Below are 10,258 nucleotides of genomic sequence, written 5' to 3'. Positions count from 1 at the left end.
CGATAACATCAAGATGACTGTTGAACTAATCGCTCCAATCGCGATGGACGAAGGTCTACGTTTCGCAATCCGCGAAGGTGGCCGTACAGTTGGTGCTGGTGTTGTTGCTAAGATCTTCGCTTAATTCTTAAGAATTATTTGAAGATTTGCACGCTTCTTCAATTTTGAAGAACACGCATCTGAAAAAGGGAAGCTTCGGCTTCCCTTTTTCGTTTTAGTTATAAGCAAACTCATCTTAACGTTTTACATAATTGTCTGATAACAATAAGCAATTCTTATGTAGCGTTAGAGTATATCGGCCTTGTAGCGATAAGTTATTGAAATTTTGGTCTGGCAACATCAGCGTTATAACCAAATATTCTGGGACACTTGTCAATACAACTGGTAACGATAACAATTCTTGTTTATATTTAATCTCTGTTAAGTAGTCTTGGAAAATTAAGATATGTACGTTTGTCTTTGTCACGGTGTCTCGGACAAGAAAATTAGACAGTTAGCCATTGATGAAGGCATTACAGATATTAAAGGAATTAAGAAATGTACAGCACTAGGCACCCAGTGTGGTAAGTGCATTAAACCGACTAAAGAAATCTTAGCTGAAACTGAGTACCTGCAAATCAAGCAAGCCAGCTAATTTATAGCTGAGCCTTTTTGACAGCTTCTCATTTGGTTCTACATTTAAAAGAGCCAAAGAGGAGGGCTTATGTCATGAAAGGCGATCCAATCATTATCCAACATCTCAATAAAGTACTCGGCAACGAACTCATCGCAATCAATCAATATTTTCTCCACGCTCGTATGTACAAAGACTGGGGCTTAAAGCACCTGGCAGAAAAGGAATACCATGAGTCGATTGATGAAATGAAGCATGCCGATCATCTCATCGAACGGATTTTGTTTTTAGAAGGGCTACCTAACTTACAGGATCTCGGCAAACTTATGATTGGCGAAGATACTAAGGAAATGCTTGAGTGTGATTTGAAGCTTGAGATGGCCGCGATTCCTGATCTTAAAAACGCTATTGCCTACGCAGAAGATACTCACGATTATGTCTCGCGTGATCTGTTCCAGGATATATTAGAAGACGAAGAAGAACATGTAGACTGGCTTGAAACTCAGTTAGGTCTGATCGATATGTCTGGTATCCAGAACTACCTACAAGCTCAGTATGTTGACGAAGATGACTAAACGCTAAATGCGTCTTATCGGCGGCGAAAATCGATCTAATAAGCTCAATAAATTTCGCTGCCGATCCCTATCACAATTTCTCTTGCTTAAACTGCTTTCTTTCTGTACTATTCGTGCTCCTTAAACTCGGTCAATTATCTTTAGTTCCTTGCTTCCTCTGGACGACCGGGCCATTTGTGGAAGCTGAATAATCCGTAAGGAGCAACCAATGCGTCATTACGAAATCGTATTCATGGTGCACCCAGATCAAAGCGAGCAAGTTGCTGGCATGATCGAGCGTTACACTGGTTCAATCACTGAAGCTGGCGGTACTATCCACCGTCTAGAAGACTGGGGCCGTCGTCAACTGGCTTACCCAATCAACAAGCTTCACAAAGCTCACTACGTTCTAATGAACGTTGAAGCTGACCAAGCTGTAATTGATGAGCTAGAAACTGCTTTCCGTTTCAACGATGCAGTTCTACGTAACATGATCATGCGTACTAAAACAGCGATCACTGAGCAATCTATCATGCTTAAGCAGAAAGAAGAGCGTGCTCCTCGTCGCGAAGAGCGTGCTGAGTCTAAGCCAGAAGCAGCTGCTGAGTAATTTTTCTTATGACCAATCGAATGGAGCTGAGTGGCACCATTGCCAAGCCGCCCATTCGTAGTAAAAGCCCTGGTGGTATTGAACACTGTCGATTTTGGTTAGAGCATCGCTCTACTGTTATCGAAGCTGACTTACCGAGACAAGTTTATTGTCGTATGCCGGTAGTCGTTAGCGGGCAAAGGTCACAAGCAAACACTCAGAATTTAGTACAAGGCAGTAGCATTAAGGTAAGTGGCTTTGTCGCTTATCAGACCGGCCGAAATGGCGTTGGTAAATTAGTGCTTCATGCCGACAACATTACTCAAATTTAAGATCAGGAGATAGCCCATGGCTCGTTTCTTCCGTCGTCGTAAATTCTGCCGTTTCACTGCAGAAGGCGTACAAGAGATTGATTACAAAGACGTAGCAACTCTTAAAAACTACATCACTGAAGCTGGTAAAATCGTACCTAGCCGTATCACTGGTACAAGTGCTAAATACCAACGTCAACTAGCTCGCGCTATCAAGCGTTCACGCTACCTAGCTCTACTTCCGTACACTGACAAGCATCAGTAATCGGTTCGTTTTATAAAGAGGAATTAAACAATGCAAGTTATTCTACTTGATAAAATCGGTAACCTAGGTGGTCTTGGTGACACTGTAAACGTTAAATCTGGTTACGCTCGTAACTTCCTTATCCCTCAGGGTAAAGCAGTTATGGCTACTAAAGGCAACGTTGAGATGTTCGAAACTCGTCGCGCTGAACTAGAAGCTAAAGTTGCTGAGCAACTAGCTGCTGCTGAAGCACGTGCTGAGAAAGTTAACGCTCTTGAAGCAGTTGTTATCGCTTCTAAAGCTGGTGACGAAGGTAAACTATTCGGTTCTATCGGTACTCGCGACATCGCTGATGCAATCACTGCAGCTGGCGTTGAAGTAGCGAAAAGCGAAGTTCGTCTTCCTGAAGGCGCTCTACGTAACATCGGTGAGTTCGAGATCAGCGTTCAACTTCACTCTGAAGTTTTCGCTACAGTTACTCTACAAGTTGTTGCTGCTGACTAATTCAGTATCAAGACGTATTTTAAAAGCACCTCTTAGAGGTGCTTTTTTTATGTCTGAAGAAAGGTCGGTTTTAATTAACAGCTAGTCGCTTTTTTAGAACACAAACAGCAGATTGACCGAGAAGATACTATCGGCTTTCTCTAGCCCTTCTGGAACCTTGTCGTGGTACTGACGAGAGTGAGATAGCTTAAGCGCTATGTCTTCAGTGATGTTGTTCGTCACACTGATGTCGGTATCGGTACGGACGTTGCTGTGACCCGCGACGACAGTGACATCTGCTGAGAGAGCTAAGTTGTCGAGTGCTTGCCAGCTACTATTGATATTGCCGCGAAAGATCCCTTCACGAACAGTCTCAGGGAAGATGATGTCATCGTCATCAATCTCATCCAGGTTTGGTTCCTGATAACGAAAACCCGGGCCAAATTCCGCTTCCAGCACAAAGCTCTCAGTATTTGAGAACTGATAACCGAGACCGCCTGACAGGGTGTAATCCTTAAAATAGGCGCTGTAGCGCGAATCGACGCCTTTGAAACTGCCATACAGGTAGGTTTTAGGTCCTAACTTGTAGTCACTTTGAGCCGTGTAGTTAGATTGACGCTTATCCTCTTCGCCATCTTTATACAGCAGGTAATACTTCCATTCACCATAGGTACGATGACGTCCCTCAACGTACTCAGCACTGAGTCGAGAGTTAAGTGAACGTGAGTCTGAGTTACCAGTATGAGCCTGATAGCCAAATTCAACTTCAGTGTTCCATGGAGAAGGAACCTCAATATCCGTGTTACTTAGTCCATTATCATCGGCATAGACAAACATAGAGCTCATTAAACTAGCACTCATTAGCCAAATTTTAGACACTAAATACCTCGGAATTGATGAATTGAATGGCGCAATAGTAGATTTAAATGGGGTTAATACGGTCAGCAAGAGGTTAATTCTACATTAGAAGCCGACAAACTCACGCAAGGCTACAGACAAAGGCTTCATTCTCGTTATAATTAGCGATCTATAGCAAGTTGTTGAGCAGACCCATGGCTGAAGCGAAAGTAGATAATCGAAATAAAAAGTTTAGCGACGCACAAGTCGACGCGATCAAAGTCCCTCCCCATTCGTTAGAGGCTGAACAGTCTGTAATTGGTGGTCTTCTTCTAGATAATGAACGCTGGGATACCGTTGCAGAGCGCGTTGTGGCTAAAGATTTCTACAGTCGCCCACACCGACTCATCTTTGAGGCGGTCAAAGCCACGTTAGAAGACAACAAGCCACTCGATTTAATCACCCTATCAGAGTTTCTGGAACTGCGTGAGCAGCTCGAAGAGGTAGGTGGCTTCGCTTATCTGGCAGACTTAGTAAAAAACACCCCAAGTGCCGCTAACATCAATGCTTACGCCGATATCGTCGCGGAACGTGCTCTGGTACGAGACTTGATTGGCGTGGCTAATGAAATTGCCGATGCGGGCTACGATCCACAAGGGCGTAACTCAGAAGACTTGCTCGACCTTGCTGAAAGTAAAGTTTTCGCTATTGCTGAATCTCGTACTAACGAGAATGAAGGCCCTCAGAACGTTGATAACATCCTTGAGAAAACGCTTGAGCGTATCGAGCTACTGTATAAAACACCGCAAGATGGTGTAACGGGTGTTGATACTGGTTTTACTGACCTCAACAAGAAAACGGCAGGTCTGCAAGGTTCTGACTTAGTTATTGTCGCGGCTCGTCCATCGATGGGTAAAACCACTTTTGCGATGAACTTGTGTGAAAACGCCGCTATGTCGCAAGACAAGCCGGTACTTATCTTCTCACTAGAGATGCCTTCAGAACAGATCATGATGCGTATGCTGGCGTCATTATCACGCGTAGACCAAACCAAGATTCGTACTGGTCAGCTTGATGATGAGGATTGGGCGCGTATTTCTTCGACTATGGGTATTCTGATGCAGAAGAAGAATATGTATATCGATGATAGCTCAGGCCTGACTCCGACCGAAGTTCGTTCCCGTGCTCGTCGTATCGCACGTGACCACGGTGGTCTGTCGATGATCATGGTCGACTACCTTCAGTTAATGCGTGTACCTGCGTTATCTGATAACCGTACTTTAGAAATCGCAGAGATCTCTCGCTCGCTTAAGGCGCTGGCTAAAGAGCTTAACGTGCCTGTTGTTGCACTATCTCAGCTTAACCGTTCCCTGGAGCAACGTGCGGATAAACGTCCGGTAAACTCGGACTTGCGTGAATCGGGCTCTATCGAGCAGGATGCTGACTTGATCATGTTTATCTACCGTGACGAGGTGTATAACCCGGACAGCTCAATGAAAGGAACGGCTGAAATCATTCTGGGTAAGCAGCGTAACGGTCCTATCGGTTCAGTGAGACTGACGTTCCAGGGACAGTGGTCTCGCTTTGATAATTACGCTGGTCCAGCGTTTGATATGGATGATGAGTAACGCCATGAGCTACATGAAAGCGGCGACAGCGTATATCGATTTAGAAGCACTGCAGCACAACCTTCAGCAAATTAAACTTCAGGCGCCAAGCAGCAAAATCATGGCGGTGGTTAAAGCCAACGCCTATGGTCACGGGCTGCGTCATGTTGCCAAAAGCGCCAAAGGGGCCGATGCATTCGGTGTAGCGCGAATCGAAGAGGCTTTGCAACTACGTGCTTGCGGGGTGGTAAAACCTATTTTGTTGCTTGAAGGCTTCTACTCGCCAGGCGACCTGCCAGTTTTAGTCACCAACAATATTCAGACTGTTGTTCATTGTGAAGAGCAGTTAGTCGCACTTGAGCAGGCCGAACTTGAAACACCTGTTGTCGTGTGGCTCAAGATTGATAGCGGTATGCACCGTTTAGGTGTGCGTCCTGAACAGTACAGTGACTTCGTTACTCGACTGAAAGCTTGCGACAATGTTGCTAAACCTCTGCGCTATATGAGCCATTTCGGTTGCGCTGATGAACTCGACCGTCCAATTACAAACGAGCAGACTGAACTGTTTATGACCTTGACTGAAGGTTGTGAAGGTGAGCGTTCACTCGCCGCGTCAGCCGGTCTGTTAGCATGGCCTGACAGCCAGCTCGACTGGGTACGTCCGGGTATCATTATGTATGGTGTTTCTCCATTCAATGACAAGACAGCCCAGGACCTTGGCTATCAACCTGTTATGACTCTAAAGTCGCACCTGATTGCAGTAAGAGATGTTAAAGCAGGTGAAAGCGTCGGTTATGGTGGTGTGTGGACGAGTGAGCGCGACACCAAAGTCGGAGTGATAGCGATTGGTTATGGCGACGGTTACCCGCGAACAGCGCCTAACGGTACTCCTGTGTTGGTAAATGGCCGCAAAGTACCGATTTCAGGCCGTGTCTCTATGGATATGCTGACCGTTGATTTGGGGCCGGACGCAAAAGATCAGGTTGGTGATGAAGCGATTCTGTGGGGAAGAGACCTTCCAGCTGAAGAAGTTGCCGGCCATATTGGCACCATTGCCTATGAATTAGTGACCAAGTTGACCTCAAGGGTCGACATGGAATATTCGAAGTAAACCAATGTCGTACAAATCATTAATAAGGCTGGCATTTACTGCCAGTCTTTTTGTTTCTGCTCCTTCATTGAGTGCAGAGAAAGATTCTGCATTCCTGCCTTTCTATTTCAGTACTGAGACCTTAGGTCATACTTTTGGTGTTGCCGGAGTGGCTAAAGGTGTCGGTCAACCACAAGCTGCCTTGTTCGGTATGGCGCTCTATTCAGATAAAGACAGTTATGTTGGATTTGTCTCAGCTTTTAACTATGCGCTCTCCGAAAATCTGCTGTTTAGTACTCAGATGTATCAGGCGCAATTCAATGACAACCCGTATTACTTAGGTGAGCAGGGTAGTAACGACTCACAAACTGGTCAGCAAACCATTACTAACGGGTTTGAGCAGAATTATCAGGTCGAGTTTAAATACCTGCTTCCTTGGGGCAATGTTAAAGACTATGGCTTGATGGGGGCATTCCAGCCAATTCGCGATGTTGCGTTTGCTTCACCTGTTGAATCGGGCGTGAGTTCGGTGATTATGACCCCGTTCTACTCCTCACGAGAGTTGGATATCTACAATAAAACTGAACAGGCAACAGGGCTTGAGCTGACGTTAGATTGGGATAACCGCGATAGTGTCAGAAACCCTACCAAAGGCTCGCATACCTCGTTGGAAGTGACTCTGGGCGCTGACAGTTGGCAGAGCGAAGATATCTGGACTAAATGGGAATTTCAAAATAGCCAGTATTACGCGTTAGGGCCGTTAGGAGAGTTATTCGATCAGCAAGTATTGGCGTTCGACTTTTACACCGCAGATACTCCCAGCTGGAACAGCGCAAAGCCACCGGAGCAAGATCAGGTTCGATTAGGCGGTTTGTATCGTCTGCGAGGCTATACCAGTGGCCGATATCACGGTCGCTCAGCGATCCATTACTCGGCGGAATACAGAGTTCTACCTGATTGGCAGCCTCTGGATGATATTCCAGTGATTAACTACTATGACCTGCCATGGTGGCAGTGGGTGCTGTTTACTGAGGTAGGGCGTGTCGCTGATGAATACGATGCTAAAACCCTCCATAGTGATATGAAGTGGAACGTAGGTGGTGCGGTACGTTTTCAGGTAGAGGGTATCGTCGTTCGTGCAGAAGTGGCTAAAGGAGCCGACGAAGGTACTTTTCGCGTAATGATAAACCAACCTTTTTAAGTGTAACTAAATCCAGTTACATTTGATTTGAACAAGGCCCTGAGTGTTAGGGCTCTTGCTATAAACATCTGCAGATAACAAGCAGGTCAGCCAGACATATCATTTGTCCAGACCTGCTTGTCACAGAGCTACTGATAGTGCTCCCCTTGAACCGTCGCAATGATAGTCCTTGAACCACCGTAGTCACGGTGTTCACCTAAGTAGATACCTTGCCACGTCCCTAGCGCCAATCGACCATTCGAGATCGGAATCATCACACTGCAACCTAGCGTTGACGCTTTGATATGCGCAGGCATGTCGTCATCGCCTTCATAAGTGTGTTTGTAGTAGGGGGCACGCTCTGGAACAAAGTGATTAAAGTGCTTCTCCATATCGTGTCTCACGGTTGGGTCTGCATTCTCATTGATGGTTAAACTGGCTGAAGTATGTTGGATAAATAGCTGTAATAATCCGACGGAATAGTCGCGTAGTTGCGGTAATTGTTGTTCAATTTCATCGGTTATCAAATGGAACCCGCGCTTTTTAGCCGGGATCTGAATGGTTTTTTGCGCCCACATATTTACACCTGTTACAGATTGATGTTGCTCTAGTGTTAAGCTTGGTAAAGGTTAATGGTAGAATCTTACTTGCAATGACGGTGTTTGATTAAAGTTGTAGCAGGGAACGTGACCTAACTCAAAGTGAGTGAGAAGCCCCTGCGCCATAATGTGCACCTGAAAAAAAATTACAAAGTCTTGTTTTGTGGCATTTTGCCCTAACATACCTAATATTATTATTTGCTAAATCGGGGATTCCACCAGTTTTCGCTAGGCTGTATGGAATAAAACCTACTGTAACATCGGGATAGTAACCATGTTGAAAAATATCAATCCAACGCAAACACAAGCTTGGAACGCGCTAACTGCGCACTTCGAATCTGCACAAGATATGGATCTGAAAGCACTTTTTGCTCAAGACTCAGCTCGCTTTGAAAATTTCTCTGCTCGTTTCGGCAGTGACATTCTGGTTGATTATTCTAAAAACCTAATCAACGAAGAGACCCTGAAACACCTATTTGCTCTGGCAAATGAAACTGAGCTTAAAGCGGCTATCGAAGCGATGTTCAGTGGTGAAGCGATCAACCAAACAGAAGATCGTGCAGTACTACACACAGCTCTGCGTAACCGCAGCAACAAACCAGTTATGGTTGATGGCGAAGACGTAATGCCGGCTGTAAATGCAGTGCTAGAAAAGATGAAGTCATTCACTGACCGTGTTATCGGCGGTGAGTGGAAAGGTTACACAGGCAAGGCAATTACAGATATCGTAAACATCGGTATCGGTGGTTCTGATCTGGGTCCTTACATGGTTACAGAAGCTCTGGCGCCATACAAAAACCACCTAAACCTTCACTTTGTTTCTAACGTTGATGGTACGCACATCGTTGAGACTCTAAAGAAAGTTGATCCTGAAACAACACTATTCCTGATTGCGTCTAAGACGTTCACAACTCAAGAAACCATGACTAACGCGCACTCTGCTCGTGATTGGTTCCTGGAGTCAGCTGGCGATCAGGCTCACGTTGCTAAGCACTTTGCAGCACTGTCTACTAACGCAACAGCTGTTTCTGAATTCGGTATCGATACAGACAACATGTTCGAATTCTGGGACTGGGTTGGCGGTCGTTATTCGCTATGGTCGGCAATCGGTCTTTCTATTGCGCTTGCAGTAGGTTACGACAACTTTGTTGAGTTACTTGATGGTGCACACGAGATGGACAACCATTTCGCGTCAACTGAACTAGAGAGCAATATCCCGGTAATCCTTGCTTTGATTGGCCTATGGTACAACAACTTCCATGGTGCAGAGTCTGAAGCGATTCTTCCTTACGATCAGTACATGCACCGTTTTGCTGCTTACTTCCAGCAAGGCAACATGGAATCTAACGGTAAATACGTTGACCGTGACGGTAATGCAGTGACTTACCAAACAGGCCCAATTATTTGGGGCGAGCCTGGCACAAACGGCCAGCACGCGTTCTACCAGCTGATCCACCAAGGTACTAAGCTGATCCCTTGTGACTTCATTGCTCCGGCAATCAGCCACAACCCAGCGGGAGACCATCACCAGAAACTAATGTCTAACTTCTTCGCTCAAACTGAAGCGTTAGCGTTTGGTAAATCAGAAGAAACTGTAAAAGCTGAGTTTGCTAAAGCAGGTAAGAGTGAAGAAGAAGCGGCAACCCTTGCACCATTTAAAGTGTTCGAAGGTAACCGCCCAACTAACTCTATTCTGGTTAAGAAGATCACTCCGCGTACTCTAGGTAACCTTATTGCGATGTACGAACATAAGATCTTCGTACAAGGTGTTATCTGGAACATCTTCAGCTTCGACCAGTGGGGTGTTGAGCTAGGTAAACAACTAGCGAACCAAATCCTGCCTGAGCTTGCTGATGATTCTGAAATCAGCTCGCACGATAGCTCGACTAATGGTCTGATTAATGCGTTTAAGGCGTATAAAGCCTAACAGCGTCAGAGATCGCTAAATGTAAAACGCCAACCTCAAGGTTGGCGTTTTTGTTTTGGGAAGCTGGAACGCTTCGCTCCGAGATTGAGAAATTAGAACGCTGCGCTTCGAGAACGGACTTCGTCCTTCGAGAGGAGCTTGTGGTGAGAGAGTCGAAAGTAGCAGGCAGCGCTGGCTAATATTTAGGTTTAATTGTCTGAATTTAAAAGAAAAGGGTTGACATG

Annotated in this window: 13 protein-coding genes; 11 read left to right on the top strand and 2 right to left on the bottom strand. The window is 45.6% G+C overall.

Translation table 11 applies throughout. From position 1 onward, the window contains the following. From RH46_RS21785 to rplI, 7 genes are all read left to right on the top strand, one after another. Positions 1-124, top strand: a 124-nt coding sequence (locus tag RH46_RS21785) for an EF-Tu C-terminal domain-related protein (protein WP_006878397.1), incomplete at its 5' end; no start/stop codon positions are given. Positions 125-445: 321 nt separating this feature from the next. Next, entirely contained in the window at positions 446-634 is a 189-nt protein-coding gene (locus tag RH46_RS09840) for a (2Fe-2S)-binding protein (RefSeq protein WP_006879284.1), read from the top strand. A gap of 74 nt (positions 635-708) precedes the next feature. Next, the gene (gene bfr, locus RH46_RS09835; RefSeq protein WP_006879283.1) at positions 709-1,188 is read left to right on the top strand and encodes a bacterioferritin; all 480 of its coding nucleotides are present in this window, start codon (positions 709-711) and stop codon (positions 1,186-1,188) included. Positions 1,189-1,396: 208 nt separating this feature from the next. After that, entirely contained in the window at positions 1,397-1,777 is a 381-nt protein-coding gene (gene rpsF / locus RH46_RS09830; protein WP_006879282.1) for a 30S ribosomal protein S6, read from the top strand. A gap of 8 nt (positions 1,778-1,785) precedes the next feature. Next, on the top strand, positions 1,786-2,088 hold the full coding sequence (priB, locus tag RH46_RS09825; protein WP_006879281.1) for a primosomal replication protein N: 303 nt from the start codon (positions 1,786-1,788) through the stop codon (positions 2,086-2,088). Between the two features lie 16 nt (positions 2,089-2,104). Further along, positions 2,105-2,332, top strand: coding sequence for a 30S ribosomal protein S18 (gene rpsR / locus RH46_RS09820; protein ID WP_000090472.1), 228 nt, complete (start codon positions 2,105-2,107; stop codon positions 2,330-2,332). Positions 2,333-2,362: 30 nt separating this feature from the next. Beyond that, positions 2,363-2,815, top strand: coding sequence for a 50S ribosomal protein L9 (gene rplI / locus RH46_RS09815; RefSeq protein WP_006879280.1), 453 nt, complete (start codon positions 2,363-2,365; stop codon positions 2,813-2,815). Positions 2,816-2,908: 93 nt separating this feature from the next. Here rplI and RH46_RS09810 read toward each other — a convergent pair whose 3' ends face one another. Continuing rightward, positions 2,909-3,673, bottom strand: a complete 765-nt coding sequence (locus RH46_RS09810; protein ID WP_086013130.1) for a DUF481 domain-containing protein — start codon at positions 3,671-3,673, stop codon at positions 2,909-2,911. 173 nt (positions 3,674-3,846) lie between these two features. Here RH46_RS09810 and RH46_RS09805 point away from each other — a divergent pair, with 173 nt between their 5' ends. From RH46_RS09805 to RH46_RS09795, 3 genes are read left to right on the top strand one after another with little or no spacing between them, the layout of a single operon-like run. After that, positions 3,847-5,259 carry a replicative DNA helicase gene (locus RH46_RS09805; RefSeq protein WP_006879278.1) on the top strand — a complete coding sequence of 471 codons (1,413 nt, stop codon included), beginning with the start codon at positions 3,847-3,849 and terminating at the stop codon, positions 5,257-5,259. 13 nt (positions 5,260-5,272) lie between these two features. Then, positions 5,273-6,349, top strand: a complete 1,077-nt coding sequence (gene alr, locus RH46_RS09800; RefSeq protein WP_006879277.1) for an alanine racemase — start codon at positions 5,273-5,275, stop codon at positions 6,347-6,349. Positions 6,350-6,353: 4 nt separating this feature from the next. Beyond that, entirely contained in the window at positions 6,354-7,529 is a 1,176-nt protein-coding gene (locus tag RH46_RS09795) for a BamA/TamA family outer membrane protein (protein ID WP_006879276.1), read from the top strand. 128 nt (positions 7,530-7,657) lie between these two features. Here RH46_RS09795 and RH46_RS09790 read toward each other — a convergent pair whose 3' ends face one another. Then, positions 7,658-8,086, bottom strand: coding sequence for a secondary thiamine-phosphate synthase enzyme YjbQ (locus RH46_RS09790; protein WP_006879275.1), 429 nt, complete (start codon positions 8,084-8,086; stop codon positions 7,658-7,660). A gap of 295 nt (positions 8,087-8,381) precedes the next feature. Here RH46_RS09790 and pgi point away from each other — a divergent pair, with 295 nt between their 5' ends. Next, entirely contained in the window at positions 8,382-10,034 is a 1,653-nt protein-coding gene (gene pgi / locus RH46_RS09785; protein ID WP_006879274.1) for a glucose-6-phosphate isomerase, read from the top strand. Positions 10,035-10,258 lie beyond the last annotated feature (224 nt).

This window comes from Vibrio brasiliensis LMG 20546 (assembly GCF_000189255.1).
In the GTDB taxonomy this organism is placed as follows: Bacteria; Pseudomonadota; Gammaproteobacteria; order Enterobacterales; family Vibrionaceae; genus Vibrio; species Vibrio brasiliensis.
Note: the sequence above shows the minus strand (reverse complement) of the source record. Positions and strands in the feature narration are given on the sequence as shown.

What these genes read in the sequence shown, in the direction of transcription:
- RH46_RS09840 (WP_006879284.1), top strand. Translation starts at nt 446, where the DNA reads ATGTACGTTTGTCTTTGTCACGGTGTCTCGGACAAGAAAATTAGACAG.
- bfr (WP_006879283.1), top strand. Translation starts at nt 709, where the DNA reads ATGAAAGGCGATCCAATCATTATCCAACATCTCAATAAAGTACTCGGC.
- rpsF (WP_006879282.1), top strand. Translation starts at nt 1,397, where the DNA reads ATGCGTCATTACGAAATCGTATTCATGGTGCACCCAGATCAAAGCGAG.
- priB (WP_006879281.1), top strand. Translation starts at nt 1,786, where the DNA reads ATGACCAATCGAATGGAGCTGAGTGGCACCATTGCCAAGCCGCCCATT.
- rpsR (WP_000090472.1), top strand. Translation starts at nt 2,105, where the DNA reads ATGGCTCGTTTCTTCCGTCGTCGTAAATTCTGCCGTTTCACTGCAGAA.
- rplI (WP_006879280.1), top strand. Translation starts at nt 2,363, where the DNA reads ATGCAAGTTATTCTACTTGATAAAATCGGTAACCTAGGTGGTCTTGGT.
- RH46_RS09805 (WP_006879278.1), top strand. Translation starts at nt 3,847, where the DNA reads ATGGCTGAAGCGAAAGTAGATAATCGAAATAAAAAGTTTAGCGACGCA.
- alr (WP_006879277.1), top strand. Translation starts at nt 5,273, where the DNA reads ATGAAAGCGGCGACAGCGTATATCGATTTAGAAGCACTGCAGCACAAC.
- RH46_RS09795 (WP_006879276.1), top strand. Translation starts at nt 6,354, where the DNA reads ATGTCGTACAAATCATTAATAAGGCTGGCATTTACTGCCAGTCTTTTT.
- RH46_RS09790 (WP_006879275.1), bottom strand. Translation starts at nt 8,086, where the DNA reads ATGTGGGCGCAAAAAACCATTCAGATCCCGGCTAAAAAGCGCGGGTTC.
- pgi (WP_006879274.1), top strand. Translation starts at nt 8,382, where the DNA reads ATGTTGAAAAATATCAATCCAACGCAAACACAAGCTTGGAACGCGCTA.